Consider the following 26607-nt stretch of genomic DNA (forward strand, 5'->3'; position numbering starts at 1 on the left):
GCCATAAGGCTCTCGGGGTCGATGCGGAACGTCGATGGCGGTCGCCGCCGTCACACGGTCTCCACCCTGGCGTAGACGATGTTCCAGTCGTCTTTGACGCTCACCACGGTCCAGCCGAGCTCCTCGGCTCGGGTGAAGGCGGCATCCGCCCCCGTCGTGTAGGCGAACTCCCGCTCCGCGTCGTCATGTTTGATGATCAGCGCGAACGCCGCGGATTCGAGCATCTCGATGTCGACGTCGGCATTGCCGCCGGCGAAAGCGGGCAGCCGGCCGGTCTGCGCGAAGATGTGCTCCGGTTTGCCCGGACCGATGTTCAGGCCGCCGAGCGCGAGTTCTGCGCGGACGATCCTCCCGCCCACGTACCGGTACTCGGCGGCGGTGCCGATGACGTTCTCCTTGTAGATCCCCCAGGTCTGTTCTGCGAACACGCGCATGAAGTCGCGGCCGCCGCCGGAGCAGACGAACACCCGGAAGTCGTGCACCTTCAGGTACTCGATCAGCTCGAGCATCGGCGTGTAGACGAGCTCGACGTAGGGGGCGTCGAACTTCGGCTGCTTCACGGTCTCCAACCACACGCGCACCTCAGCGTCGAAGTCCTCCGGCGTGACACCAGACCAGCATCGGGTGAAGGCGGCGAGCAATGTCTTGATCGTCTCGGGGTCCTGAGTTTCGACACCCGCGAAGAAACTCATGTCCCGCTCGACGAGCGCCTTGTACGGCTGGGTGCCCGCAAGGCTCGGATCGGCTGCGACCTCCTGGCCCCAGCGACGGAAGACGAAGTCGAACTGCGGCGCCAGCGGCTGTTCTGACCACAGGGTGCCGTCGTTGTCGAACGTCGCGATGCGATCGGCGATCGCGACGAACGCCGGCCCGGGCGTGGTGGCGGCATCGATGTAATCGAGTACCGCCTGCTTCGCTGGGCCTTCGTTCCAACTCGGCAGCGCCGTCGTGTCCGGCATGTTCGTGCCCTTTCGTCGGATCCACCCTCCGCGGGCCGCGCCCGCGAACCGTGCTGACTACTGACGGGCCATCGCGACGCGCAGGCGTTCGTCCGGATCGATGAAGTGGTCGTGATCGTCGAGCCCGAGGTCGAGCTGAACCCACGCGATCCGGCCGCGGAACCGGCTCGTCTCTGCGCGGTAGTCCTCGCTGACGGGGGTGCCCGACTCGAATCCGATGTCGGTGGTCTCATCCGCCGAGAACACCATGGGCTGGGTGGCACCGACACGGCCGGCGCCGACCTGCTCTCCGTCGTAGAAGAGGGTGACGTCTCCGCCCTTGGCGAGCCCGCCGCCGTCGTAGGCGAACTCCATCCGCACCTGATGGGTGCCCTCGGGGATCGGCGACTCCGCGATGGTGGTGAAGTGATGGATGCCGAGCACGTTGTAGGTGAAGCGTGCGACGCCGTCGATGACGTAGAGGCTCCAGCCGCCGAACCGCCCACCCTGAGCGATGATCACGCCCTTCGATCCGCCGGCCGGCACGGTGACCTCGGCGGTCAGCGAGAACGATCGGTTCTTGATGCTGACGACGCTGTTCTCGGACAGTCGACCCATTCCCGGGTAGAACAGTTGCGACGTGCCGCGCACGAGCGTCGGACGACCGGCGATGTCGGGATTCAGTCGGTCGGCGGTGCGGTCGTCGAGGGGCAGCACGTTGTACTTGACGGCCTCGATGAGCCAGAGCCGCTGCAGCTCGTGAAGCTTCTGCGGATGCTCCGCGGCGAGGTTTCGCGCCTGGCTGTAGTCCGCTGAACCGTCGTACAGCTCCCAGACGTCGTCGTCGAAGGCGGGCAGCACCCCGCCGACCATGACCCAGGGCGTGCGGTGCTTCGTGACGGCGCTCCATCCGCGGTGGTAGATCCCGCGGTTGCCGAACATCTCGAAGTACTGCAGGTCGTGCTGCTCGGGAGCGTCTGTTGCAGCGAAGGAGTAGAGCATGCTGCGCCCCTCCATCGGGGACTGCTGCACGCCGTTGACCACGGTGGGCTCGGGGAGTCCCGCCGCCTCGAGGACGGTAGGGGCGATGTCGATGACATGCGTGAACTGACTGCGCAGCCCGCCCTTGTCCGCGATCCCGTTCGGCCAGTGCACGATCGTGCCGTTGCGGGTGCCCCCCCAGTGGGATGCCACCTGCTTCGTCCACTGGAACGGGGTGTCCATCGCCCACGCCCAGCCGACGGCGTAGTGGTTGTACGACATCGGGGAGCCGAACTCGTCCACCTTCGACCGCATGAACTCCGGTGTCTCCAGCGCGGCCATGCCGTTGAAGTTCGCCATCTCGTTGAAGGCGCCATTGACCGTGCCCTCGGCCGAAGCGCCGTTGTCGCCGATGATGTAGTAGATCAGGGTGTCCTCGAGGATGCCGAGATCCTCGACCGCGTCCAGCACCCGGCCGACATGGTGGTCGGTGTGCTCGAGGAATCCGGCGTACACCTCCATCTCGCGCTCGAGCACGGGCTTCAGGTCGTCGGGCATGTCGTCCCAGGCTGGGATCTCGTCGTGCCGCGGGGTCAGCTCCGCATCCGCAGGGATGACGCCGAGCTCCTTCTGCCGTGCGAAGGTCTTCTCCCGCTGCACGTCCCACCCGTCCGCGAATTCTCCCTTGTAGCGATCCGCCCACTCCGCCGGCACATGGTGAGGCGCGTGCGTGGCGCCGGGGGCGAAGTAGACGAAGAACGGTCGATCCGGCGCGAGGGCCTTCTGGGTGCGCATCCACCCGATCGCCTGGTCGGCCAGATCCTCGGTGAGGTGGTAGCCCTCCTCCGGCGTGGCCGGCGGCTCGACCGCCGTCGTTCCCTCGTAGAGGGCGGGCTCCCATTGGTTGTTCTCGCCGCCGATGAACCCGTAGAACTTCTCGAATCCGCCGCCCGCGGACGGCCATGCGTCGAACGGGCCGATCGGCGACGATTGCCACACCGGCACCTCGTGGCACTTCCCGAACTGCGCCGTCGAGTAGCCGTTGAGCTTGAGTGTCATCGCGAGAGGCGCTTTGGTGTTGGGCCGCAGGGAACTGTTGCCTGGCGCCGACGTCGCCGTCTCGGTGATGCTGCCCATCCCCACCGAGTGGTGGTTCCGGCCCGTCAGCAGCGCCTGACGCGTCGGCGCGCACAGCGCCGTCGTGTGAAACCGGTTGTAGCGGAGTCCACCCCCGGCAAGACGCTCCGCCACCGGCGTCCGGCACGGTCCGCCGAAGACACTCGAGGCTCCGAATCCGACGTCGTCGAGGAGGATCACCAGCACATTCGGCGCACCCTCGGGCGGAAGCAGCGGCATGATGGGCGGGAACGCGGTGTCGGGATCCTTGGCGTCATAGGTCGTCAGTGTCGGCGCGGGACGGTCCGGGATCGGAAGCATCGTGCGGGCGTGACGGTCAGCGGTCATGAGGATCCTCCTGGGCTCACGCGCACGCTATGACGAGGCACTCGACAGCGCGTCACCCGGGCGGGGTGAGCGGGTGTGTGATCCCGCAGGTCCAGACGTTTCGCGCGCTCTGCCGCACCGGTCGCTCGACCCGGTGGTGCCGAGCACGACCGAGGCACGACCGCGTGGGCTTAGATGGAGCCCGTGGACGCGAATCGCGCAGATGCACTGACGGGCCTCACGCCTGCCGAAGTGGCGGAGCGGGTCGCCGCAGGCAAGACGAACGCCTTCGTCGCGGACTCCAGCCGCAGCGCCTGGAGCATCGTTCGCGCGAACGTGTTCACGCTCTTCAACGCCATCGTGTTCGCCTGCTTCTTCGTGCTGTTCCTCGTGGGGCGCTGGCAAGACGCGCTGTTCGGGTTCGCCGCGTTCGCGAACGCGATCATCGGCTGTGTGCAGGAGTTCCGTGCGAAATCGGCGCTCGACCGGCTCGCACTGCTCAACGCACCCAGAGCGCGCGTGCTCCGTGAGGACGCGGAAGAGGACATTCCGCCGGGCGAGGTCGTGATCGACGACCTCCTGGTCCTCCGCGCGGGGGATCAGGTCCCCGCCGACGCCGAGGTGGTCTCTTCCCGCGGGTTGCAGATAGACGAGTCGATGCTCACCGGCGAATCGGACGCGGTGGACAAGAAGCCGGAGGACGAGGCGCTCTCCGGGTCGATCGTGGTCGGCGGGGAGGGCATCGCACGCGTCACGCGAGTCGGCGCGGATTCGTACGCCAACCGCTTCGCCGGCGAGGCGAAGCGGTTCTCGCTCGTGTCCAGCGAGCTGCGGACGTCCGTCAACCGCGTCCTGAAGTGGGTCGGCTGGATCATCGGACCCGTCGGCATCCTCGTGTTCAACGCGCAGGTGCAGGTCGCCGGCGGCTACGAGACCGCGTTCACGACCGGCGCGTGGGTGCAGGCGGTCGTCAACACGATCGCCGCGCTCACCGCGATGATCCCGCTCGGGCTGGTCCTCATGACCAGCATCGCCTTCGCGGTGGGCGCGGCGAAACTCGCGGGCAAGCAGGTGCTCGTCAACGAGCTGCCGGCGGTGGAAGGGCTCGCGCGCGTCGACATCGTGTGCCTCGACAAGACCGGCACGCTCACCGTCGGCGACATCGCCTACGACGCCGCTCACCCCCTGGCGGACGACGAGGGTTGGCGCGAAGCACTGACGTGGTTCGCGGCCGCGCCCGACGCCAATGCGACCGCTCGCGCGCTGCGCGGCGAGTACGACGGTCCCGTCGCCGAGGCAGCCGCGTACATCCCGTTCTCCTCGGCGCGGAAGTGGAGCGCCGTCACCCTGGAAACCGGGACCTGGGTCATGGGTGCCTCCGAGATGGTGTTCGACGACGCCGACGCCGAGTTGACGCGCACGGTCACGGCGCTCGCCGAGACGGGCCGGCGCACGCTCGTCCTCGCCCGCTCCGACGCGGCGATCGACGACCCCGCCGCCGAGCGGCTTCCGGAAGGGCTGGCGGCGATCACCGTGCTGACCTTCAGGGAACAGGTCCGACCGGATGCCGCGCAGACGCTCCGCTACTTCGAAGACCAGGGTGTCGGCATCCGCATCATCTCGGGCGACAGCCCGCGCACGGTCGCGGCGATCGCGAGAGCCGTCGGCCTGGACGTGGCGCACGGTTTCGATGCGCGAGAGCTCCCCGACGACGATGCACAGCTCGGCGAGGTGCTCGAGCAGAACCTCGTGTTCGGCCGCGTCACGCCCGAGCAGAAGAAGCGGATGGTGGTCGCGCTGCAGGCGCGCGGGCACACCGTCGCCATGACCGGAGACGGAGTCAACGACGCCCTCGCCATCAAGACCGCCGACATCGGCATCGCGATGAACTCCGGCTCGCCCGCGACGAAGGCCGTCGCACGGCTCGTGCTGCTCGACGGACAGTTCTCGCATCTCCCCGACGTCGTGGCCGAGGGACGGCAGGCGATCGCCAACATCGAGCGCGTGTCGATGCTGTTCCTCAACAAGACCGTCTACGCGACCGCGCTCGCGATCATCTTCGGCGTACTCGTCCTCGAGTTCCCCTTCCTCCCCCGGCAGCTGTCGATCACCGACGGACTGACCATCGGCATCCCCGCGTTCTTCCTCGCTCTCATGCCCAACGCGCAGCGCTACGTCCCCGGCTTCCTGCGCCGGTCGCTGGCCTTCGCGATCCCCGCGGGCCTCATCGTCGCGCTCGGCCTGACCTGGTACACGTTCGTGGCGCAAGGGCTGGGCGTCTCCGAGGAGCAGTTGCGCAGCGGAGCGACGATCATCCTCGCGGTCGTCGGGATCTGGATCCTCGCCGTCCTCTCGCGTCCCCTCAACCGCTACAAGGTCATGGTCGTCGGCGGGATGTTCATCGCCCTCGTGGCAGTGTTCACGATCCCTCTCTCAAGGGAGTTCTTCGAACTCGTCGACCCCGGCGAAGAACTCGCCATCGCACTCACAGGCATCACCGTCGTGATGATCGCCGGCATCGAAGTCGTTCGGTTCGTCCACCACCGCCTCGTCGGCGCGACGCCCGGAGGCTCCGGCCCACCCGTGAGCAGGGCTGCGGTCACGGGGCAGGTGCGCCGCGCCCCGGCTGTCGGCCGGACGATCATGACCGTCGTCGCCGTGCTCGCCTACGCGACCGGCTTCCTCGCTACGGGACTCGGGGTGCTCGTGCTCCTCAGCCGGTATGAAGCCGACACCCCCGACGTCAGCACGGCACTCTCGATCGTCGGCTCCGCGATCGCGTTGCTCGGCCTCCTGATCGTTGCGGTCGCCGCTGGAGTGCGCCGCGGCAGCGGGCTGTCCCGACTGCTGCTCACTGTCCTCCTCGCAGTTGTGGCAGTCCTCAACGCGGTCGTGTTCGCGACCACGGACCGCTGGGACTGGGGCTCCCTCGTCACCGCCGCAGTCGCCATGATCGTCATCGTGCTCCTGTGGACACCTCCGGTCGCACGAGGTTTCGGACGGATCCGGGAATCGTCGATGCGCAGCACGTCTCCGGTCCCCCGCGATTGACGCACAGCGGTCGCGAGTTCTGGCGCGACCGTCCATCTCGTCGCGCGTGTTGGGTCGCAGGGCTGCCGTGGCAGGGCGGGTCGGCCCAGACACGACCGGCCACCGCGAGATCTAGCTTCCGGACTGTGCGGGTCGCCGCCGGCCGATGGCCAGGACCAGGCCCACCCCGATGAGTGCTGCCGCGAGACCGACCGCCCACCCGGTGGGGAGAGCGGAACCCGTGGCCGCAAGGCTGGGGGGAGGGGAGCCGGGCGGCACTGTGGTGGGGTTCTCGAGTGCGATCGCGACGGCGGGTTCGTCGGTGATCGTGAACGACGCGGTGCCATCACCGTTGTCGGTGACCCCGGCGCCGGTGAACACCGGCGTGCCGAAGACCACACCCGGCATCGACGGAGCAACCTCCGACAGCGTCACCACCGTTCCCTCGGGCACATCACTCAGCGCAGCGGTCTCACCGTTCGCGACGACCAGCTCACCCGTCACAGGCTCGCCGTCGAGATCGTAGGAGTACTCGACCGTGAAGCCCCGATCCCCCACGACACCCGCACCCGGTCCGGTCACGGACTTCGTCACCTCCAGACCACCCAGAACACGAGTGGCGGGGTTCTCGAGTCCGATCGCGACAGCGGCTTCGTCCGTGATCGTGAACGACGCGGTGCCGCCACCGTTGTCGGTCACCCCGGCGCCGGTGAACACCGGCGTGCCGAAGACCACACCCGGCATCGACGGAGCAACCTCCGACAGCGTCACCACGGTCCCCTCGGGCACATCCGTCAGCCCAGCGGTCTCACCGGTCGCGACGACCAGCTCACCCGTGATGGGCTCCCCCGCGAGGTCGTAGGAGTACTCGACCGTGAAGTCCTGACCCCCCACGACGCCGGCACCCGTACCGGTCACCGTCTTCGTCACCGCGAAGTCGCCGAGCCCGTCCCCGTCGACGCCGCCGCCAGAGCCCACGTACTCGACGGGTTCCGCGACGACGTTGAATCCGGTTCCGCTGGCGGTGTTGTTGAAGACATCGCCGTCTTCCACCCCGGCCGGGAGCGGCATCGTCACGAAGATGATGTAGATGCGGGATCCGTCGGTCACCGGACCGTTGATCGTGACGTCGAACTCGTCCTCGGCCGGCCGGTCGGCGACGGTGAACGTCCCGGGGGTCGTGCCCTGCGCGAGCCAGCTGACCAGATCGAGATCCGGCCAATCGCTCGTCGCGAGCGACGCGACCTTCGCATCGGTCGTCGGGTTGAACGCGAGGGCCGAGTCATAGTGGTCGGTGATGACCACCGGCGATCCGTCCACAGGAGCGAGAAGTGCTCCCGGTACGACGATCTGCCATTCGATGAGCGAACCGTTCGCGCGGAGGTAGCCGTACTTCTGCACCTCGGTCGGCACCGGTCGGTCCGCGATCACCACGCCACCGGGTGTCGGGACGGTGTAGGTCACCCCGTTCTCCGACTCGAAGACGACCTCGTCCTCGTCGACCTCCTCGACGAACTTTGCCGCGAAGTCGACATGCCCGGTGATGTTGACGTGGGTGTCGGCGTAGTCCGACAGGGTGCAGACGAACGAGTGGTCGTTGACGACACAGGTGCCTGCGACGTTGCCCTCGGCATCCAAGAGGTCGAAGGTCGAGGAGTAGCCCAGCACGGCTTGCGGGAAGTTGATCGTGAACGTATCGCCGGCCACCGCGGAGTCCGGAATCGCGAAGTCCGCTCGGAACGTGTAGGGGGTCTCCCCGTGCAGAGGCGGCGGATTGGTGATCGTGATGTTCGTGACCGGATCTATTTCCGCCGCGTGGGCGGCGGTCGGCGCGAATGCCAGACCGGCTATCGCCGTCAAAAGCGCCATGAGCGCGGCCATCCAGGTGCGGATCGGCCGGCGGGTTCTGCGCAGGTCGGCGGGGGTTGTCATGCTGGCTCCTCGTGGGAAAAAACGGTGTCAGGCATTCCGTTGCGTGCCTGAAGAGTTAGAGCCCACGAATGCGCGTTCTATGACGCGTCTTCGGGAATCCGTTCGGGCTTGTCGGCTGCGACTGAGGGACGACCGCGGACTGACGACGACCGCATCGGCGGGTTGTTGCCGGCGGTGTTAGCCTCTGACGAGATCAGGCGATGGCCTCCCCCATCGACCACCGTTCGCGAGGTGCCCCATGGCTCGGTGGACCACCACCAGCGTCGCTCGAGCCGCTTCCCGGTCGGCCTCGGGCCGGTTCCTCTTGCGAGTGGCTCGCGATCTCGGACGGATTCAGTTCGTCGACCGCGGCATGACTCTCGCCGCGCATGCCTTCACCTCGATCGTGCCGATCTTGATCATCGCGGGAGCGCTGCGTTCGCGACTGGACTCGCAAACGGGCCCGATCTTCGCCGAGCACCTCGGGCTTGACGCGGCGACGGCCGAGATTCTGCAGAGATCACTCCCCGCCGGCGAGCAAGAGCTGCGGGCGACGGGCGTCATCGGCATCGTCCTTCTCGTGATCGCCGCTACGTCGTTCGCGCGGGCTCTGGAGCGGAGCTTTCGCGTCATCTGGCATACGCCGCCCAACCGTCTCGGATTCGGCTGGCGTTGGCTGGCAGCGCTCGCCGCGGTGGTCATAGGCCTCGCTTTGGTCATCGCGGCACGCATCCTCGTGCAGGGTGACGGCGCACTGACGCTGCTCGAGTTCGTCATCGAAGTCGTTCTCTGGAGTGCACTGTGGTGGATCGCGTCCTGGATCGTGATCGACCGCCGGGTCACGCTTCGCGAGCTTCTGCCCGGCTCTGTGCTCGCCGGACTCGGATTCGCGGTTGCGGGGATCGTCGGCCGTGCATTTCTTCCTCTGCTGCTCGCGGACTCTGCCCATCGATTCGGCGTTCTCGGCATGACATTCGCCTACATCGGGTGGCTGCTGGCGTTGGCGATGATCCTCCTCGTCGCGGTGACGGCGGGCCGCGTCGTCCATCTCACGTATGCAGGGCGTGCGTGGCGTCAGTCCGCTTCGGCGTCGGCGGATCGCCGCTGAGACGCGGGCTCCCCGTTCGACAGGGTCTGGACAGCGCCTATTCGAAGACGGGCGTGAGGAATCGGCGTTCGTAGCGGCGGATGCAGCCGGTGCGGCGAGCGAATTCGTACGCGTCCATGCATTCCGGGTCGGTGCGGGAAGCCTGCCGGTAGGTTTCGTAGTCGGCGAGGGAGGGGAAGGTGAACAGGGCGAACGCTTCGTCGCTGTCACCTTCGCTGGGCAGGAAGTAGCCGTGGTGCGTGCCGCCGAAGCGATCGACCAGGCGGATCCACGTCTGCGCGTACTGAGTGAAGTCGTCGAGCTTGTCGGCGTCGATCTCGTAACGGAGGTGGACGGTGATCATGTGGTCTCCCGGTCGAGGACGTAGCGGTGGTTGCGGATGCTGCGAGCGCGAGCAAGTATCGCCGAACGCTGAGACCGTCCCTGCCACAATCGGTGGTCCCGCCGCGATGTGGCAGGAATCCGCGCAAGATCGGACGCGGGAACGGATGGCGGCGTACGCCCGCGCGGGGTCGTAGACTTCATCAACACTCCGTGGATGGTGCCGGCGATCGAGAACGTCGCCCACATCTTCATCGTCTCGATGACGATCGGAGTGACGCTGTCGGTACCGGTGGGAGTGAACATGAGCGGCGAGTGGCATCGTAAGCATCTCGGAGACGACGTACCGGAGCAGGCGCCCGGTGAGGAGACGCTGTTGGGCGCCGCCGGCGACGAGGTTCCCCCGGGCGGAGTCGTCGCGGGCTCGTTCGATCAGGAGTTCCCCGTCGCCGACCCGTACGCGGGCATTCCGGCCGATGAAGTCGGCCTGCCGCCCCTGAGCGAGGCGGAGCAGGAGGCCGTGGCGCGCGAGGCGGACCGTCTCGCAGACGACCTGGACGCACGCCGCGACCTCTGACCACCCGCGACGCGAGAGACTCCAGCGAGGAGTGAATTCGGATCAGGTCACCGGCGTCGCAATGGCCACGACATTGTCGGCGTACAGTCCTGTCGTCGGATCGATCGGTCCGCCGCAGGTGATGAGCACCAGGTTCCGTGAACCCTCCCGCGCGAACAGCTCGGCGACCGGCAGTTCCCGCTTCCGGATGTTCGTCACGCTCTCGACTGCGTACCGATGCACGCCTCCCGCGGCGTCGGTGACCTCGACGACCGCGCCCACCGCCAGGTCGCGCAGTCGGCTGAACGGGCCGATCGAGTACACCCGCGAGTCGACGTGGGCGGCGATGACGACGTTCCCGTCCGCGCTGGAGGGGTCGGATCCGTAGCGGTACCATCCGCCGATCGCAGGATCGTCGGGGATCTGCATGAAGCCTTCGGGCTCGACTCCGACCGGCTGCACCGCCACATCGACCTCGACGGTGGGCGCGACGAGCCTCACCGGCGGTGTCGGCGTGCGGGTGGGTGGCGGAGTCGCCGGGGCGACCGGCACCTCGACGGCGGGGGTCGGGCGCACCGTCGCCGTCGGCGAAGGCGTGCCCGCCGTAGGGGCGGCGCCCGGTGATGAGGCGCACGCCGTGAGCGCGAGGACGACCGCAAGGACCGAAGCGGCCCCTGCGGTCGTCCTGATCATGTCGCGTTCTTTCAGCGATCGGCCCGCGCACGCACGGTGACGACGACGGTCGCCGCGATCGCCGCAGCCACGGCGAGGCCGCCGAGCACCCACAGCGACTGCTGCATCATGTCGCGCTGCGCGAGCTGGCCGCCGGTTCCCGACTCCACGCCGTCCGGGCCGGAGTGGAGCCCCGTGATGGTCTGGACGGCGAGGTCGAGATTCTCGTCCTCGAGGCTGCCCCACGCGTACACGATCGTGAGGACGCCTTCCTGCACCTCGACGGGCGCGGGACCGATGACGGGATCGGTCGTACCCGCAGCGGCGACGGATGCCTCGATCGTGCCGGCGGCCAGGTCCAACGTCGCCTCATCGGGATTCGCAAGCCCTTCGATGACCGGCGTGCCGCCGGCGAGGACGTCGACGGCGGGCGCGGCCGCGTCGTGGCGGACCGTGAGACGTCCCTCGCCGGCAGCGGTCGGCGAGGTGTCGTTGACGTAGGGGGTGACCGTCGGCGACCCCGACTCGTCGAGGTGGGCGACCGCGGTGTAGTTCACACCCGCGTCGAGCGTCAGGTCCACGGGCCCGAGAACCGGCGCGCTGTCGTCCGCCGCGTCCGTAGCCGTGAGCGCGACGGAGTACGTCCCTGCGGGCAGGTCGAGCGGGCCGGCGAGGTCGCCGGGGGCGAAGTCGTCGAGGGTGAGCTCGCCGTTGACGTACACATCGACGGGGGTGTCCGGGATGCCGTGAAGCACCGAGAGCACGGCATTGGCCGAAGTGTCGGCACTGGCCGGGGCGATCGCGCCCAGGGCGGCGACAGCCCCGGCGGCGACGGCGGCGAGAATCTTCTTTCGCACGATGTTCCTCCTACGTCGGAGCGGCCCGTTGCCGCCCATCGGAGAGTTCTTCCGCGCGATGCATGCGTATGGATGCAGTTGGCCGAGACGGATCTCTATGCGACGTGCGCTGTCGAAAGGTGGGCCTTCGCGGCACCGCCCTGCACGGCGGCGGTGCGGGGCCATGTCCAGGCGGAGCGCAGGATGAAGGCCAGGAGCAGCACTTCGATTCCGATCGAGAGACCGTAGAAGAACGCCCATTCCCACGTCGAACCGGCCGCGTTGAACACCGAGTAGGGGATGTAAAGCGATGCGACGACGAGATTCACGACCCGGCTCGCCCGCGCGGGAAGCGCCAGGGAGAGCATCACCATCAGGGCGGGGATCGCCACGGACGCGAGCATGGTGGTCAAGAGCGTCGAGCTGACCTCGAACCTCCAGACGAGGCCGTTAAGGATGCCGTCGACGACGCCCGGCTTGTAGAGGTTGAAGAAGTCGACATAGATGTAGAGGAACATGAAGCTGGTCCAGGCGGCGGCGAGCTTCGCCTGAACCGGAACCGGCGGGGTGTCGAGCAGGTTCGAGGTTGTCGTTCGGATGGTCATCGGTTCTTCTTTCGAGTCGAGCGGTCCGTCCGTGAGTGACGGCGGGCCTGGGTGTGCATGCGCACGGGTGAGTCGTTCCCTTGGTCGGGTCCTCAGATGGTGACCACGACCTTCCCGCGGGTGTGGCCGGCCGCGATGTAGTGGAGGGCGTCGGCTGCTTCGTCGAGGGGGTAGGTGCGGTCGATGACGGGCGTGACCTGCCCGGTCGCGAGCAGGTCGGCCAGGGTGAGCAGGTCCTCGTGCTTCTCGACCGACGCGAAGGGCCTCAGGTGCTGACGGGTGAACGCGGACAGCACGCGCGCTGTGACGATCCGACCGAGAGGGCCGACCCAGCGTCCGCCGCGTCCGCTGTTGGGGATCAGGATGCCGGTGGGCGTCAGCGCTCGTCGGACTGCCCTCAGCGGCTGGGCTTCCACGTTGTCGAGGATGACGTCGTAGAGCTTCTCGGCGCGGGTGAAGTCGGTCCTCGTGTAGTCGACGACGTGGTCGGCGCCGAGTGAGCGGACCAGCTCGATGCTGCGGGTGCGGCACACACCCGTGACTTCGGCGCCGAGCGCCTTGGCGATCTGCACGGCGAAGGAGCCCACGCCGCCCGACGCGCCCGTGACCAGCACGCTCTGACCGGGTTGAACGTTCGCGATCCTGCACAACGCCTGAAGTGCTGTGAGCGCGGATGTGGGCACCGCTGCCACGTCCACGACCGAGACGTCGGCGGGCACCGTCACGAGGTGGTCCGCCGGGACGCAGGCGTACTCGGCGAGCGTTCCCTCGGCGCTCCACCCGAACACCTCGTCGCCGGGGCGGAGCTCGGTGACATCCGTCCCGACCGCTGACACCACGCCGGCGAGATCCCGGCCCGGGACGCCGTGACGCGGCCGGCGGAGCCCGAACACCAGGCGCACCATGTACGGAACGCCGGTCATGACGAAGTAGTCGCCGGGATGCACCGAGGCCGCGCGCAGCTGCACGAGCACCTCGCCGCGAGCGGGTGACGGCATGGCCACCTCGGTCAACTCGAGCACGGAGGGCGGGCCGTAACGGTGCTGGACGACCGCTCGCATCGTTCCCGCACGAGCCTGATCCCTCACCCCAGGCGCCCGTCCTCCGGCATCCGATCGCTGATCGATTCCCACAGAAGTCTCCCTTTCCGAGCCGCGATTCTCGCCGCTCGTACACTGTACGTCGTACGGTGTACTATGACCGTACGCTGTACGATTGTCAAGCCGTTCGAACGAGCGAGGAGAGTCGTGTCCGCGAAGGAACAACGCCCAGACGCGTCAGAGGCGGGGCTGAGCAAGCAGCGGGTGGTGGCCGAGGCGGTGCGGCTCGCCGACCGCGAAGGGGTCGACGGGCTGAGCATGCGTCGACTTGCCGGCACGCTCGGCGCCGGCGCGATGTCGCTCTATCACTACGTGGCGAGCAAGGACGAGCTGCTGGACGCCATGATCGACATCGTGTTCGAGGAGATCGAACTCCCGCCCGAGGGGACCGACTGGCAGTCCGCCCTGCGACGGCGGGCGGCGTCGGCCCGACAGGTTCTCGCACGCCACCCGTGGGCGATCGGCCTGCTGGAGTCACGGACATCGCCCGGGCCCGCGAACCTCCGCCACCACGAAGCGGTCACAGCCTGCCTGCGGAAGGCGGGATTCTCGGTCGTGATGGCGACGCACGCCAACTGGCTGCTCGACAGCTATGTCTACGGATTCGCCCTGCAGGAAGCCAGCCTGCCTTTCGACACCCCCGACGAGTTCGCGGACGCTGCCGAAGACGTCTACCTGCCCCAGCTTCCTCCGGACGAGTTCCCCTACCTCAACGAGTCCGCCGCGGCGCTCGTCGCTGCCGACTACGACCCGGCGGAGGAGTTCGCCTTCGGCCTCGACCTGATCCTCGCCGCCCTCGAGCCCCTGAGAGCCACCGCCTAGCGACGCTCACCAGGCCAGCACGGTCCAGACTGAGGCGGCGAAGCCGGTCGGCGGTCTATTCGGGCGCGTACTTGAACGAGAGCTGGATCCGGACTCTGAACAGCAGCGTGCCGTCGTCGCCGACGACGACATCCTGCTTCGCCACTTCTGCGACGCGAAGGTCGTGCAGCGAGCCCGCGGCCGCGAGTATGGCTTCTCGCGCCGCCTCCTCCCAGGACGAGGCACTCGTGCCGATGACATCGATTACGCGGTAGACGCTCATCTCGACCTCTCCTCTGCGGACGCGGACAGGTCCATAGTGACCTTGCCGGCGCTCGAATGGAAGAGCCTCACGGGATGGCGCCTCACGGGATGGCGCCTCACGGGATGGCGCCTCACGGATTCGCCTTCACCCTCGCCGACGCAACGCTGGATCTGGAAGAAGTCGCCAGATGGAACGTCCGGGTCCTGCTGGGACGGGGGGTGAACCCTGCGACGTCAATGCCACTCGCGCGCGAGGGGCTTCATGCTCCGGCATTGCAGAACGATGGCCGATTGACGGTGCGCGGCGCTCTGCCCTCTGGCGCTCCGACAGGGTGTACGCCGCCGCCTGCAACCCATCGACGACGCACGACAGCGGGCGTACTCTGACGCTCATCGATCCGGAGGAAACGTGAAGAAGCGACGAGCCCCTCGCCCGATCAGCGATGACGAGCACATGGCGCGGTATGCGTACGTCCTGGGCAACGTGCCGGCCAGCGTCGCCGATAAGGCGTTCGCGGCTGCCTTCGCCCAGCTCTCGGAGGCACAGCGTCGGGTCGTTCTCGACGAGCTTCGCCCGCACCTGCCCGCGCAGACGGAAGCGGAGACCGATATCGACCCGGATTCGTTCGCCGTGAACATGCGGGACCTGCATTGGCGCAGCGCTCTGGCCCGCATCGAGAGTGCCCCCCTCATCGCAGCGGAGTTCGTTCGGAGCCGCCCGACCGTCGACTACTTCAGGGTCGGTGCCGGCTCGGTGACGATGGACCATCAGCCGCCGTGGGTGCACGAACTGGCCGGGCATGAAACAGCCCCACTCGACGGGGGAAGGATGCACCACCGCCAGGGCATGAACCAGGGTGAATGGTACGTCTGAGGTCTTGCGCGCAGGCGGTGGGGGTTGCAGAACCGTCGGACTATGCGTACAGCGATTTCGATCGCGCGCGAAGGGGTCGACGCATCGCGACACCGCGCATGGTGGCAGTTGCAGGACTCGAACCTGCGAAGCCTTTCGGCAGCCGGTTTACAGCCGGCCCCCTTTGCCGCTCGGGAAAACTGCCTCGCACTCGATTGGATGCCTGCATCCGCCGTGTTGTTCCCGCTCTCCCACTCGGATCGCGAAAACGCACGAGCGCGGACGCTCTGCACTGGCACCCGATGCACGGCGATTGAGCGCCGGTCCCCCCGGCACGCGACCACGTCCGGCGGGAACATGCCGGCAACCTGCAGCATCCAACCTGCGTGGACGAGCCTGTGCGCAGCATCCAACTCGGACATCTCCGGCGCGCCTACGAGTCTGTCAACCGGTTCTACGGCGAACGGGCGGAGACGAGCGCGTTCTCCGACGGCGGCTCCGCCGGGTTCGTGTTCGTTATCGCGCCCGGGCTGAGAGTGTCGCTGGAGGTCAACTTCAGCGACGGCGTCATCGCCGTCGGCCTGGCGTACGGCGACATGTCGTGGCCGCTGATGTCGGTCGAGTCCGTCCCGCATGAACCTACTCGCTGCGGCGGGGAACCCTCGCCGCAGTAACGCTAGGCGTTTCGCGCTGCGTCGAGCACGGCTGTGGCGGCCACGACGGCGGCGCGAAGTCCCGACGCCAACTCGCTCCACTTCGACTCACCACTGAGTAGATCGACCTCGCTCGAGGCGCGCCACAGCTCGGTTATGTGGTTGGGCGAGCTACTCAAGTCTTCGATGTCGACCATGGCATGCAGACGGACGATATCCCCATCAAGTAATTGGAGCGCCGCCGCGGCAATGAGTTCAGGAGGGTGCGCTGATTCCGAGACGCGCGCGTCTCTCGCGATGAGCATCTGCCCGGTTTCGAAATGAACTCGTTCGCCTACTACTCCGGGTGCACGCCGCCGATAGGCCGTGGGCACCGCGCGCGCCGACGACAGGGCTCTGAGAGATACACCGTCCACGAAACCGCTAACGGACGGAAGCTTGTCGACGTCATCCCTGATTGTGCGTGCTAGATGGGCAGTTGCTTCCAAACCCTCTGCGCGCAGCTTCTCAGCCTCCAGTTCGGCCGACCTCAGCATCGCTGCACGGTCGGCGAGCGAACCTTCACGCCGGGCTGCTCCCCATGGACCTGTTGCCAGTCGCTCAGTCTCTGCAGGTTGCTCCGCTATGTGCGGGTGACGATTGTGGAAGTAACTGCGGTATACCGGGAGTCCGGGGTGAAGGGCGAGTACTTCATGGAGGGCGGGAAGACGGTTATCCGGGAACCGCTCGCCGAGGATCAGGCCAGTTAGCGCCTCCCGAATGTCGAGCTCGACGGGAAGACGTGATTGGTGGAGGCCGATCAAGCGGTACTCGGACTCGTTCTCCCAATCGCGGTGTTTCTCGAACAGCAGTCCGCGGTGATGCTTCTCGATGTATCGCGCGGCGACCGCGTCGAGACCGAACTCCCGAATCTGGCCGATGTCGAGGGCCTCCCCGACGGAGCCCCACCCGCTCGCGCGGTACACCACTGGCCCATGGAAGGTGGCGCTCGCCAAGTCAGCTGATTGCGCTAGCGCGTTGATGAGTTTGGCTCGGTCGAAGCGAAGACACACACCGGCGTGTGCATTGCCGTAGTGTGCCCACGCAGAAAGGTGATTCCATCCTGCGAACGCGTGTTGGTCACCGACATGGTCCGGGAGGGACCACTCCTGCGTGAAGCACGCTACTTTGACCCGAAGTCGGATCTCTCGGTCGATCGATTCCCACAGGTCCACCCCAGGGTCAACGGCGATGTCGTCCTCGTGCGCCTGGATGGTCGGGTGCCCCGGTTTCGACTCCCACAAATCGTTCGTCGATTCGAATGGCGACATCCGCAGTTGACCAGACTTGAGGATCCCAAAGATCGCGGCGTCGGCGTTCGTGTAGTGGTACAGATTTGCCGTAGGAGTTCGCGGCGCAAGCAGCACCTCCGCATCCAAGAACGCTGAATGGTCGAACTCCACTCACTCAATCTACTCAGCCCTGCGCGGCTCGAAGATCAATCCATCGTGATCATCGGGGCGGGCACTTCAGTCGCTCCATCACGGGGTCGAGAGCATGCGTCCCGGTTCGACGCTGCGGTGACCGTGGGATTTGAACGCACGCGAGATGGGGTCACAGGGATCACATGAGGCTGAAAACCGCGTGAAGTCCACATCCTGAGTTCTCCCACACTGCAGTGAGTCACACCGGATTCACTGCGACTGTTCCCGCATGTGTTCCCAAGCTGAACGGATCAGATGCGGGCCCATGCTGGGCCGACCCTTGGAGGAGACAATCGGCCCCGGCTGGGGGAAGCGCCGACTGCGGCGAGCTGGACGATCTCGGCGAACAGTCGTGGTGCCGATCGGATCAGTGGAGCCGAGGTCCTCCAGTGGCTCAAATGTGATGATGCCGCAGCACCTCGGCGCTCGACAGTAGTGGGAGCGTTTCCACCAACTCCAAGGTGTTGACAGGGTTTCGCCTCAGCACTCCGGCGCCGAGACGCGCAGAATGCGAGCCAAGGTCGCCGGCCAGATAGCGGTAGTGGTTCCGGCAGCAATGTTGGTGATTGTCGTGTGACCCACTGATGCCACCCGTCCAATTTCTCGGAGGGACCAACCAGCCTCTCGCAACAGTTGTATCTTGGCGACAGCCGGCGACGTGTCGACAGGTAGTGGGCGCGTAGGGACTCCTCGTGCTCGCGCCGCTCTGCGACGTGCGGCGTTGCGGGCTTCGGAACAGGTCACTCCATCGATGCCACCAGGGCACTCCTCCGGCCGACGGCAACCTTTCAGATACCCAGAAGCGGAACCATGGACTGGGCGCTGAGCCTCCCGTCGTTGCCAATGCGGTTCCCTCTTCGCCGATGCACGGTTTGTTGAAGCCTGCCGCTCACGCACGGCCCGAGTTCGGTCGACCTCATCGCGCCGAATCGGTTCATCGAGCGGTTTGCGCCCAAGGACGAAGTCAGACCGCCACGCAGTCTCGGCGTCGACACAAGTGATGAGGTGATCCGAATGGAGATTGGGGCATCCCCCACGCGACCGGCAACCGCTTCGATAGCCGAGCGGCGAGCCGTGCCGCACCGCCAACGGCGGGAAGGACGGTTCTGCCTCCATGAGCGTTGCTCCTTGACGAGTTGTGGACAGAGAGATCGCGATGTCCGCGGATTCACCATCCATATTCAGAACGTCTACGACGAGAGTCGATGGACCACTCGTCAGTTCCCGCTGCCAAGAGACCTTTCAGCCGGCCGCGCGAGGTCGCCGCGCCCACGGCTCGGGATCGGGCGCGGGTTCGCTGCGCAGCGGAATCGTGCCGCCGAACGCGCTCCACGCGCTGCGCATCAGGTCAAACGAGAGCGCGGTCACCGGTAGCGACAGCTCCAGAGCATCGGCCTGCCGAGTCGCCGCCCGCATGTCCTTGACCAGGATGTCGAGTCCATTGCCTGCGCCGCGCCAATACTCCTCGACATGAGGCCAATTGCGCGCGACCCAACTGTCGGCGACCGAATGAGTGAGGACGCGAACGAGTTCGTCGGGGGCGATGCCGAACGCGGTGCCGAGTCGCAATGCCTCGAACACGCCCAGCATGTTCACCCCGTAGATGAGTTGGACGGCCAGCTTCGCGGCGTGCGCCATCGGCGGATCCTCGCCGACGACGTGCAGCTCGGTACCGGTCGACTCGAAGATCGTCCGGACGCGAACGACGTCCGCCGCGCTCCCCGCGACCGCCCATGTCAGCGTCCCCGCCTGCGCACCCCACGGTCCGCCGCTGAGCCCGGCTCCGATCGGCGCGAGTCCCTCCGCCCGCAGATCCCCACTGATCTCTGTCATCGTCGTCGGCGAAACCGTGCTCGCGACGATCACCGGCACCCCCGGCCGAAGTCCGGCTGCGACACCGTCCTCGCCGAAAAGGGCATCCCGCACCTGATCGTCGGTCCGCACGACCACCATGACGGCGTCGGGCGACGTGTCCGCGAGCGCCCTTCCTCCCTCGGCGAGCCGTACGCCGTCGGATGCCGCGGTCCGCCTCGCCTGCTCGCTCGCATCGACACCCACGGTGTCGAACCCAGCTGACGCGAGGTTCTTCGCGATGCCCCCACCCATCATCCCGAGCCCGATCACTCCGATCGTCTGTATACCCTCAACCACTTCGCTTCTCCTTCGAGTCGGTCGCTTCATCACCAGCGCCTGCGTCGGCCGGCGTTCAGATCGACACCGATCGCCCGCATCTCCTGGAACGGGCGGCCGGCGCCTCCGCGGCTGACCACGACCTCCTCCAATGCAACCCACTCGACAATCAGTCCGCTATCGCACGGTCCACCGTGGGCAATCCGGCGAATCCCTGCCAACTGCGCGGCGGCGCGGCACAGCGGGCAGGGATCACAGCTCGAAACGAGGACCGCGCCCTCCAGCCACTCGGATCCCGTAACCCGACAGGCGTTTCGGATGGCGTCGACCTCGGCGTGCGCCGTAACGTCTTCCGTCTCGAGCACTCGGTTGCGGCCCTCAGCGATCACGATTCCGTCGCGCACGACCAGTGCGCCGTACGGCCGCTGACCCTGATTCACGTTCGCGCTTGCGATCGCGATGGCGCGATCGAGCAGCGGGAGGTAGTCCTCGGTTGTCATCCCTTGACCGACCCGCCGACGCTGTCCACGAACCCCCGCTGCGCGAACAGGAAAAAGATCACCGGCGGGAGAGTGAAGATGAACGTCGCAGCCATGATCGTGTCCCACGGCACGTCGTAGACCCCGAGGAACGAGGCGATGCCGATGCCGCCCACCCATTGCTCGCCGCTCTGGATGACGATGCGCGAGAACAGGAACTCCTGCCACCCCCACATGAATGCGAACGCGGCGGCGCTCGCGATACCGGGGAGGGATGCGGGGATGGTGATCCGCACGAGCGTGCCCAAGCGCGTGCACCCGTCCACCTGAGCGGCTTCCTCGAGTTCGATCGGGACGGCCTTGAAGCTCGCCGCCAGCATCCATGTCACGACAGGGAGCGTGAAGGCGACGTTTCCGACGATCACCGCAAGCAGGCTGTCGAAGAGACCCATCTGCGTGACGATCAGATAGAGCGGCACCATCAGCACGACGGGCGGGATCATCTGGCTCGCGAGCACGAAGACCGACGAGGCGACGACCAGACGGCTCCGGTAGCGGGCGATGGCGTACGCCGCGCCCGCACCGAGCACAAGGGATGCCGCGGTGGAGGCAAGCGCGACCACGGTGGAGTTGCGGAGCCAGACGAATAGCTCCCCTCCCCCGATCGCCGAAACGAAACCGTCGAGGGTGAACGCCCGCGGATCCACGACAGGTGGGACGGAGAAGCGGAGCTCGTTGGGGACGAGCGCCTGAACGAGCATCCACAAGAAGGGGAAGACGATCACTGCGGCGAATGCCCAGCTGACCGCAGTGAGCGCGCCCGAACCCATCCGACGGAGTCGGCGGGAACGGGTTGGCCGCGCGGTGGCGGCGCGGTAGGAGATTTCAGTCATCACGCGCAACCTTCAGGTAGAACACGGTCAGCAGCGCAGCGATCAGCATCACGACGATCCCCAGCGCGGACGCCTGCGGAAGATCGAAGAGCTGAAAGCCCGTTTGGTAGGTGCGCAGAACGAGCGTCTCGGTGGCACCTGCCGGGCCACCGCCCGTCGTGAGGAAGATCACCATAAACGCGCGCCCGAACGTCCACAGCACGAGGAGCAGGGTGAGCGCGACGAGGGTGCCGCGCAGTCCCGGCAGGGTGACGTGAACGAACCGCGACCAAGCACCCGCTCCGTCGAGCGATGCCGCCTCATAGAGCTCCTGCCCGATGTTCTGGCGCCCGGCGAGCAGCATGATCGCGGCGAGCGGGAAGTTCTTCCAGATCTCGATCACCGAGACGGTGAGCAACGCGAAGGGCGAGTTGAACGGGCTCGCGGACACCTCGCCGCCGAGCGCCTCGACGAGAAATGTCACGACGCCGTACTGCGGATCGAGCATCCACCGCCAGACAAGGGCAGCGGAGACGAACGGCATCGCCCACGGGAGGACGTACAGCGCGCGGAGCACCGCTCGACCACGGATCGGCCGGTTCAACAGCATGGCCACGGCCATTCCGAGAACCAGCGAACCGGTGACCACCAGCACCGTGTACACCACCGAGACACCGAGACTAGCGGCGAACCGCGGATCCCCCACCGCCCGGAGGTAGTTGTCGAAAGTGAACACGCCGGTCGCCTTCTCCTGCAGGCTTAGCCAGAAGGTCTGAGCGAGCGGCCACAGGAAGAAGAGCGCCATGCCGACGAAGGTCGGCGCGAGGAAGGCGAGAGGGACGAGCGCGTCCCGGCTACGGCGGGTGCGACGCGACGCGCGAGGCCGGAGCCCCGCGGTGCGGCGGGGCTCCGGATCGGTCAGCACGGAGTGCTGGTCGGTGGTCAGCATGGTCATCAGTTCGCGAGGATCTGCGTCAGCTCGTCCTGCAGGCGGTCGGCGACGTCCTGGGCGCTCGCGTCGGTGAACAGCAGCTCCTGATAGTGGCGGGTGACCGCATCCTGCACGCTCGGCGCCAGCTCCTCGACACCAGAAGGGGCGACCGACTCAGCGTTCGGCACCGCGTCGACCACTGTCTGGAACCAGGGATTCTCGGCGACGTACTCCTCGGGCGTCATCCCCGGACGAGCAGGAGTCTGTGCCGACATCTCGACGAGCTTGCGCTGCCACTCGTCCTGCAGCAGCTGGAGCACGACCTTCGCAGCGCCCTCCTTGTTCTTGGCGTCCTTCGGAATCGCGAGGAATCCGTTCGCCGACGACGTGCGCTCGGTGCCGAACGGCAACGGGACGGCGATGAAGTCGTCCAGCGCGTCGGGGTTCTTCTCCGCGATGATCGCCATGATGAACGAGCCAACGACGAGGCTTGCGATCTTCCCCTGCGCGAACGCCTCGCGATAGACGAGTTCGGTCTGTCCGGTCGGGATCAGCCCGTCATCGTGCATCGCCTTGATCCACTCGAGCGCCTCGACGGTCTCCTCCGAATTGGCTACCGCTTCGCCGTCGCGAACGAAGTCTCCACCGAAGCTCTTCACGATCGGCACCAGTTCGCCGTACGTCGGGAACGCTGCCGCCGAGGCAGACATGGTGGCGAAACCGTAGAGTCCCGGGTCGGCCGCATGGAGCTGCTCCGATACCTCGCGCACCTCCTCCGGCGTGGTCGGGATGTCGAGACCGTGCTCCTCCAGAAGCCGCTTGTTCACAAACATCACGCGCGGGTTCGAAACGAGGATGACTCCGTAGATCTTGCCGTCCTCACCCTTGGCCATCTGGTTCGCCGGGATGAAGCTGTCCAGGTCGTACCCGGCCTCCTCAAGCCAGGGATCCAGGGGCTCGAGCAGGCCCGCCCCCATCCACGCGCGGAGCGTGGGATCGAACGGGGTGACGAGGTCCGGCGGGTTGCCCGACGACAAGAGCGTGAACATCTTGTCCTGGTACTCGCCACCGGGAATGACGTCGTCCGTGAGCGTGGCGCCGGCGTGCTCCTCCTCGAAGCCCGCCTTCATCGCCTGCCAGAACGGGGCGTTGTCCGGTGCGCTCCACATCCAGTTTGGGAACTCGACCGTTCCCACCTCGCCGGCGTCGGAACCTGACTCGCTGGGACCGGCGCACGCTGCGAGAGCGGTCGAGGCCGCCGCGATCAGAACAAGAGCCCGGCCGAATCGGCCGATCCGCGACATGCCACTGCGTTGTGTTCGGGAATCCACTGACTGCCTCCTTGTAGTTCGTGGACCTCCTTCCTAACGCACATGTACTGCCTTTGTCTAGTGATTGTCATAGATATGTGTGCCAAACAATGTGCGGTAGATTGTGCAGTGAGTGGCCCGCACCCGTGTGTCGTAGCGGACAGTGGCAACGGCTGTCCAGGGGGTGCGCGAGCGCGTCGCGCACACGCCTCATGCCTCGATCGACCAGCTGATCGATCGAGGCGTGGGTGGGTCGGCGCTTCAGGCTCCCCGTGGAACAGCCCGGAAACCGCCGTTATCCGGGAGGAGGTCAGTGCTGAAGCGCCGCCGGGACTCCGAGCGCACATGGCGTGCGACTGCCGCAGCATCCTCGTCACCGAGAAGCGCCGGTCGGCCGTCGGGCTCCGTCTCGATCGGGACGATCCGCAGCGCGACTTCCCCGGCTTCATCGATGTCGATGACAGATACGTACGCGTCGGGCGAGAATGCCTCGTAGATGGCGATGACCTCGGGCGTCGCATGCTCCGGATCCCGGGGCTGCTGGGCGATGAAGTTGCCTGGGCTGTAGACGATCGGCGCCCCGCGATAGAGCTCGACTCCCTGCGGTGCGTGCGCGTGATGTCCCAGCACCGCTCCGGCGCCTGCTTCGATCAGCTCGTGCGCCAGTGGACGCTGATACTCGGCCATGTCGGTTCCGAAGCCCCAACCCCAATGGATCGACACGATGACGACGTCGACGTCCCTCGCTAGTGCGCGCACGTCCTCGAGCAGACGCGATCTGTCCTCGGCGCGAGGCGTCGTCCGGATCCGCGGCGGCACACCGGGTTCTTCGAGCTGATACTCGCCATTTACCTCCCACGCGGTCTCGATGTGAACCGCGGCGACCCCTGGCCGCTCCGGACCGGCCGCCGCGCCCAGCGGGATCAGGCACGTGCGAGGCACGAATCCGATCCGCTTGCCGTTGACTTCGAGCACGAGCGGACGCTCGGCGGCATCCCGATCCGCGCCGGCGCCGATCGCACGGATGCCCGCACCCTCGAGTCTTCGTCGGGTGTCGTCGAGCGCCACCCATCCGTAATCAGAGGAGTGGTTGTTGGCGAGGGTGGCCACGGTCAGCCCGTATGGCACGAGTTCGCGGACGAGCTCCGGCCGCGCCCGGAAGTTCAGCACGCGATCGGATGGGTGACCGAGATCACTGAAAGGGAGCTCGACGCTCGAGAGCACGACATCTGCGCTCTGCAGCATCCGTTGCAGGGCACCCACACGCGGGTCGTCGCGGCAATCCTCGGACGACTTGGTCAGGACGATATCGCCGGTCGCGACGATGCGAACGCTCATGCGCGCCTGTCCTCGTCGTGGCGCTCGATCCACACGGCGAAGGGAACCCGCGACACCGCCGGAGGGATGTCGCCGGCGACGACGTATCCCGGGAGCTCGCTCCTCAGTCGCTCTTGCACGCGGGCGGCGCGAGAGGGTGCCGGGAACCCCATGTCGGCGGCAAGCGCGCTGGATGCCGCGAAGACCATGCGCTCCACTCCGCTGAAGAGGCCCGTCGCCTGGCACATGATGCAGGGCTCGCAGCTCGTGTAGACGATCGCCCCCGACAGATCCTCGCCGCCGACCGCCTGGCTCGCGGCGCGGATGGCCCGAACCTCGGCGTGGTCGGTCGGATCCCCCGAGCTGGTCACGGTGTTGACCCCCTCTGCGACAACGCGCCCGCCGGCCACGACGATCGCACCGAACGGACGCTGCCCGTCGCGCACGTTCGCGGCGGCCAGATCCAACACGCGCTGCAGAATACCTCGCTCATCCATGTCGGTCGGCACCCCTTCGTTCCTCACCGGCCGGCGAACGGACTCGTGCGTTCCGCCGTGCGAATCTGCAACGTGCGGTACTCGGTGAACTCGCGGTAGCCCTCGAAGCCGGCGTCGCGCCCGTATCCGGATGCCTTCACTCCGCCGAACGCCAGCTGCGGCGAGCCGTCGGTGCACGTGTTCACCCAGATCGTTCCGGCCTCCAGCCGCCGGCCGAGGTTCACGCCGCGATCCAGATCGGTCGTCCACAGCGAATGCGCGAGGCCGTACGAAGTGGCGTTCACCAGAGCAACGGCGTCGTCGTCGTCATCGAAGACGCTGACCGCGAGCACGGGACCGAAGACCTCCTCGGAGAACAGGGCGGACGTGGGGTCGACGCCCGAGACGATCGTCGGCGGATAGAAGGCTCCGTCCGACAGTTCGCCCCCCGGGATCTCGCCACCCAGCTCGAGGACGCCGCCCGCGGCGACGGCCGCATCGACGGCGGCCGCGACAGCGTCGCGGTGCGGCGGATGGATGAGCGCGCCGAGGTCCGCCTCCGGGTCCTCCGGCCGTCCCAGTCGCAGCTTCGCAGCACGCGAGACGACCATCGCGGTGAATCGCTCGGCGATCGATCGCTGCACGATGAGCCGCGTCGTCGCAACGCACGACTCCCCCTGGTTGATGAAGGCGCCGAAGACCGCGCCGTCGGCGGCCTTCTCGAGGTCGGCGTCAGCGAACACGACGTTCGCCGCCTTGCCTCCGAGCTCCAGTCCGACCCGCTTGAGCTGACGGGCAGCGGTCTCGGCCACCACGCGCCCAGTGCGAGTAGACCCGGTGAACGACACGTACGCGACGTCGGCGTGCTCGAGGATCCCCTGACCCGCGGTGCGGCCATACCCTGTGACCACGTTGACTGCCCCCGCGGGGATGGCCGCCGCCTCGGCGAGCTGCGCGATGACGACCGCCGAACTGGACGTGAACTCGGATGGCTTCACCACGGTCGTGCAACCGGCGGCGAGCGCGTACGGCAGCTTCTGCAGCATGATCTGCGCCGGGAAGTTCCAGGGGATCACGAGCCCCACGACACCGAGCGCGCGTCTCTCTCCCACGGCGAGGTAGCCGTGGGAGACGCCGGGAAACGCCTCCCCGGTCTCGGTTCGTGCGATCGCGGCTGCTTGACGTACGTGAGCGATCCCGAGGTCGATGTCACCGAGTGCGAACGCGAGCGGCTTGCCGACCTCCTGCGCGTCGATCTCGGCGAGGCGCTGGCGATTCTCCGTCAGGATCTCGGCGAACCGCTCGAGCCAGGAGGCGCGCTGACCGTGAACGGTGCTCTGCCACGTCTCTGACTCGAAGGTCGTCCGGGCTGCTGCCACGGCAGCGTCCACTTCCTCTGCCGTCGCGTCGGCGTACAGGGCGACGAGTTCGCCGGTCGCCGGTGCGTGTCTCTCGATAGTCGGCTCACCGACCTCCCTCCCGCCGATCCAGTGACGGACGAGACGGACGTCGGTGAGTGTCTGAGGGTCTGCGATGGTCATCGGTCCTGCTTCTCCT

The 26607-nt window shown here is 67.1% G+C and carries 24 protein-coding genes and 1 tRNA gene; 6 read left to right on the forward strand and 19 right to left on the reverse strand.

Going from position 1 to position 26607, the window contains the following annotated elements; all coding sequences use genetic code 11:
• Positions 1-50: 50 nt before the first annotated feature.
• Positions 51-959 (reverse strand): HAD family hydrolase, encoded by a 909-nt coding sequence (locus ASD93_RS11170; protein WP_056122321.1) that lies wholly within the window; start codon positions 957-959, stop codon positions 51-53.
• Positions 960-1016: 57 nt separating this feature from the next.
• Positions 1017-3383 carry an arylsulfatase gene (locus ASD93_RS11175; RefSeq protein WP_056122324.1) on the reverse strand — a complete coding sequence of 789 codons (2367 nt, stop codon included), beginning with the start codon at positions 3381-3383 and terminating at the stop codon, positions 1017-1019.
• A 174-nt stretch (positions 3384-3557) separates the two neighbouring features.
• On the opposite strand from ASD93_RS11175, the gene ASD93_RS11180 reads away from it, so the two are divergent.
• Positions 3558-6413 carry an HAD-IC family P-type ATPase gene (locus ASD93_RS11180; protein ID WP_056122327.1) on the forward strand — a complete coding sequence of 952 codons (2856 nt, stop codon included), beginning with the start codon at positions 3558-3560 and terminating at the stop codon, positions 6411-6413.
• Between the two features lie 111 nt (positions 6414-6524).
• On the opposite strand, the gene ASD93_RS11185 is transcribed toward ASD93_RS11180, so the two are convergent.
• Positions 6525-8324, reverse strand: a complete 1800-nt coding sequence (locus tag ASD93_RS11185) for a DUF5979 domain-containing protein (protein WP_056122330.1) — start codon at positions 8322-8324, stop codon at positions 6525-6527.
• Between the two features lie 310 nt (positions 8325-8634).
• Here ASD93_RS11185 and ASD93_RS11190 point away from each other — a divergent pair, with 310 nt between their 5' ends.
• Positions 8635-9411, forward strand: coding sequence for a YhjD/YihY/BrkB family envelope integrity protein (locus ASD93_RS11190; protein WP_056122333.1), 777 nt, complete (start codon positions 8635-8637; stop codon positions 9409-9411).
• A gap of 37 nt (positions 9412-9448) precedes the next feature.
• Here the strand turns inward: ASD93_RS11190 and ASD93_RS11195 are convergent, their stop codons facing one another.
• Entirely contained in the window at positions 9449-9754 is a 306-nt protein-coding gene (locus tag ASD93_RS11195) for an NIPSNAP family protein (RefSeq protein WP_056122336.1), read from the reverse strand.
• Positions 9755-9949: 195 nt separating this feature from the next.
• Here ASD93_RS11195 and ASD93_RS16030 point away from each other — a divergent pair, with 195 nt between their 5' ends.
• Positions 9950-10309 (forward strand): hypothetical protein, encoded by a 360-nt coding sequence (locus tag ASD93_RS16030; RefSeq protein WP_056122338.1) that lies wholly within the window; start codon positions 9950-9952, stop codon positions 10307-10309.
• 42 nt (positions 10310-10351) lie between these two features.
• On the opposite strand, the gene ASD93_RS11205 is transcribed toward ASD93_RS16030, so the two are convergent.
• The 4 genes from ASD93_RS11205 to ASD93_RS11220 all read right to left on the reverse strand — a co-directional run bounded on the left by ASD93_RS11205 (position 10352) and on the right by ASD93_RS11220 (position 13462).
• The gene (locus tag ASD93_RS11205; RefSeq protein ID WP_056122341.1) at positions 10352-10981 is read right to left on the reverse strand and encodes a class F sortase; all 630 of its coding nucleotides are present in this window, start codon (positions 10979-10981) and stop codon (positions 10352-10354) included.
• 11 nt (positions 10982-10992) lie between these two features.
• Entirely contained in the window at positions 10993-11817 is an 825-nt protein-coding gene (locus ASD93_RS11210) for a DUF4397 domain-containing protein (RefSeq protein ID WP_056122344.1), read from the reverse strand.
• Between the two features lie 95 nt (positions 11818-11912).
• A complete protein-coding gene (locus tag ASD93_RS11215) occupies positions 11913-12401 on the reverse strand; it encodes a DUF6326 family protein (RefSeq protein WP_056122348.1) in 489 nt (162 codons plus the stop codon).
• A gap of 92 nt (positions 12402-12493) precedes the next feature.
• Positions 12494-13462 carry an NAD(P)-dependent alcohol dehydrogenase gene (locus ASD93_RS11220; RefSeq protein ID WP_056122349.1) on the reverse strand — a complete coding sequence of 323 codons (969 nt, stop codon included), beginning with the start codon at positions 13460-13462 and terminating at the stop codon, positions 12494-12496.
• A gap of 186 nt (positions 13463-13648) precedes the next feature.
• On the opposite strand from ASD93_RS11220, the gene ASD93_RS11225 reads away from it, so the two are divergent.
• Positions 13649-14323 carry a TetR/AcrR family transcriptional regulator gene (locus tag ASD93_RS11225; RefSeq protein ID WP_056122352.1) on the forward strand — a complete coding sequence of 225 codons (675 nt, stop codon included), beginning with the start codon at positions 13649-13651 and terminating at the stop codon, positions 14321-14323.
• A gap of 55 nt (positions 14324-14378) precedes the next feature.
• On the opposite strand, the gene ASD93_RS11230 is transcribed toward ASD93_RS11225, so the two are convergent.
• The gene (locus ASD93_RS11230) at positions 14379-14585 is read right to left on the reverse strand and encodes a dodecin domain-containing protein (RefSeq protein ID WP_056122353.1); all 207 of its coding nucleotides are present in this window, start codon (positions 14583-14585) and stop codon (positions 14379-14381) included.
• Positions 14586-14975: 390 nt separating this feature from the next.
• On the opposite strand from ASD93_RS11230, the gene ASD93_RS11235 reads away from it, so the two are divergent.
• Positions 14976-15440: a hypothetical protein gene (locus tag ASD93_RS11235; RefSeq protein WP_157536933.1), complete on the forward strand. Its 465-nt coding sequence runs from the start codon at positions 14976-14978 to the stop codon at positions 15438-15440.
• 99 nt (positions 15441-15539) lie between these two features.
• On the opposite strand, the gene ASD93_RS11240 is transcribed toward ASD93_RS11235, so the two are convergent.
• Positions 15540-15624 (reverse strand) — tRNA-Tyr (locus ASD93_RS11240).
• A gap of 181 nt (positions 15625-15805) precedes the next feature.
• Here ASD93_RS11240 and ASD93_RS11245 point away from each other — a divergent pair.
• The gene (locus tag ASD93_RS11245; protein ID WP_056122359.1) at positions 15806-16093 is read left to right on the forward strand and encodes a hypothetical protein; all 288 of its coding nucleotides are present in this window, start codon (positions 15806-15808) and stop codon (positions 16091-16093) included.
• Positions 16094-16095: 2 nt separating this feature from the next.
• On the opposite strand, the gene ASD93_RS15760 is transcribed toward ASD93_RS11245, so the two are convergent.
• The 9 genes from ASD93_RS15760 to ASD93_RS11295 form a co-directional block, all read right to left on the reverse strand.
• Positions 16096-17514 (reverse strand): DUF2971 domain-containing protein, encoded by a 1419-nt coding sequence (locus ASD93_RS15760; RefSeq protein WP_082569289.1) that lies wholly within the window; start codon positions 17512-17514, stop codon positions 16096-16098.
• Between the two features lie 1263 nt (positions 17515-18777).
• On the reverse strand, positions 18778-19686 hold the full coding sequence (locus ASD93_RS11260) for an NAD(P)-dependent oxidoreductase (protein ID WP_162253393.1): 909 nt from the start codon (positions 19684-19686) through the stop codon (positions 18778-18780).
• A gap of 29 nt (positions 19687-19715) precedes the next feature.
• Positions 19716-20165, reverse strand: coding sequence for a nucleoside deaminase (locus ASD93_RS11265; RefSeq protein ID WP_056122371.1), 450 nt, complete (start codon positions 20163-20165; stop codon positions 19716-19718).
• Positions 20162-21037: a carbohydrate ABC transporter permease gene (locus ASD93_RS11270; protein WP_082569291.1), complete on the reverse strand. Its 876-nt coding sequence runs from the start codon at positions 21035-21037 to the stop codon at positions 20162-20164. Before ASD93_RS11270 ends, ASD93_RS11265 begins: the two co-directional genes overlap by 4 nt.
• On the reverse strand, positions 21030-21971 hold the full coding sequence (locus ASD93_RS11275; RefSeq protein WP_056122377.1) for a carbohydrate ABC transporter permease: 942 nt from the start codon (positions 21969-21971) through the stop codon (positions 21030-21032). The genes ASD93_RS11270 and ASD93_RS11275 overlap by 8 nt, the downstream gene beginning before the upstream one ends.
• A complete protein-coding gene (locus ASD93_RS11280; protein WP_162253394.1) occupies positions 21971-23116 on the reverse strand; it encodes an ABC transporter substrate-binding protein in 1146 nt (381 codons plus the stop codon). Before ASD93_RS11280 ends, ASD93_RS11275 begins: the two co-directional genes overlap by 1 nt.
• Before the next feature lie 402 nt (positions 23117-23518).
• Complete coding sequence (locus tag ASD93_RS11285; protein WP_056122383.1) at positions 23519-24595, reverse strand: CapA family protein; 1077 nt, start codon at positions 24593-24595, stop codon at positions 23519-23521.
• A complete protein-coding gene (locus ASD93_RS11290; RefSeq protein ID WP_268777968.1) occupies positions 24592-25071 on the reverse strand; it encodes a nucleoside deaminase in 480 nt (159 codons plus the stop codon). Before ASD93_RS11290 ends, ASD93_RS11285 begins: the two co-directional genes overlap by 4 nt.
• Before the next feature lie 23 nt (positions 25072-25094).
• The gene (locus ASD93_RS11295) at positions 25095-26591 is read right to left on the reverse strand and encodes an aldehyde dehydrogenase family protein (protein WP_056122389.1); all 1497 of its coding nucleotides are present in this window, start codon (positions 26589-26591) and stop codon (positions 25095-25097) included.
• Between the last annotated feature and the right edge of the window lie 16 nt (positions 26592-26607).

The organism is Microbacterium sp. Root180 (genome assembly GCF_001428485.1).
Classification (GTDB): domain Bacteria; phylum Actinomycetota; class Actinomycetes; order Actinomycetales; family Microbacteriaceae; genus Microbacterium.

Excerpts from the sequence above, each read along its gene's own strand:
- ASD93_RS11170 (WP_056122321.1), bottom strand. The coding sequence starts at position 959 with ATGCCGGACACGACGGCGCTGCCGAGTTGGAACGAAGGCCCAGCGAAG.
- ASD93_RS11175 (WP_056122324.1), bottom strand. The coding sequence starts at position 3,383 with ATGACCGCTGACCGTCACGCCCGCACGATGCTTCCGATCCCGGACCGT.
- ASD93_RS11180 (WP_056122327.1), top strand. The coding sequence starts at position 3,558 with ATGGAGCCCGTGGACGCGAATCGCGCAGATGCACTGACGGGCCTCACG.
- ASD93_RS11185 (WP_056122330.1), bottom strand. The coding sequence starts at position 8,324 with ATGACAACCCCCGCCGACCTGCGCAGAACCCGCCGGCCGATCCGCACC.
- ASD93_RS11195 (WP_056122336.1), bottom strand. The coding sequence starts at position 9,754 with ATGATCACCGTCCACCTCCGTTACGAGATCGACGCCGACAAGCTCGAC.
- ASD93_RS16030 (WP_056122338.1), top strand. The coding sequence starts at position 9,950 with ATGGTGCCGGCGATCGAGAACGTCGCCCACATCTTCATCGTCTCGATG.
- ASD93_RS11205 (WP_056122341.1), bottom strand. The coding sequence starts at position 10,981 with ATGATCAGGACGACCGCAGGGGCCGCTTCGGTCCTTGCGGTCGTCCTC.
- ASD93_RS11215 (WP_056122348.1), bottom strand. The coding sequence starts at position 12,401 with ATGACCATCCGAACGACAACCTCGAACCTGCTCGACACCCCGCCGGTT.
- ASD93_RS11220 (WP_056122349.1), bottom strand. The coding sequence starts at position 13,462 with ATGCGAGCGGTCGTCCAGCACCGTTACGGCCCGCCCTCCGTGCTCGAG.
- ASD93_RS11230 (WP_056122353.1), bottom strand. The coding sequence starts at position 14,585 with ATGAGCGTCTACCGCGTAATCGATGTCATCGGCACGAGTGCCTCGTCC.
- ASD93_RS11265 (WP_056122371.1), bottom strand. The coding sequence starts at position 20,165 with ATGACAACCGAGGACTACCTCCCGCTGCTCGATCGCGCCATCGCGATC.
- ASD93_RS11270 (WP_082569291.1), bottom strand. The coding sequence starts at position 21,037 with ATGACTGAAATCTCCTACCGCGCCGCCACCGCGCGGCCAACCCGTTCC.
- ASD93_RS11275 (WP_056122377.1), bottom strand. The coding sequence starts at position 21,971 with ATGACCATGCTGACCACCGACCAGCACTCCGTGCTGACCGATCCGGAG.
- ASD93_RS11280 (WP_162253394.1), bottom strand. The coding sequence starts at position 23,116 with ATGTGGAGCGCACCGGACAACGCCCCGTTCTGGCAGGCGATGAAGGCG.
- ASD93_RS11285 (WP_056122383.1), bottom strand. The coding sequence starts at position 24,595 with ATGAGCGTTCGCATCGTCGCGACCGGCGATATCGTCCTGACCAAGTCG.
- ASD93_RS11290 (WP_268777968.1), bottom strand. The coding sequence starts at position 25,071 with ATGGATGAGCGAGGTATTCTGCAGCGCGTGTTGGATCTGGCCGCCGCG.
- ASD93_RS11295 (WP_056122389.1), bottom strand. The coding sequence starts at position 26,591 with ATGACCATCGCAGACCCTCAGACACTCACCGACGTCCGTCTCGTCCGT.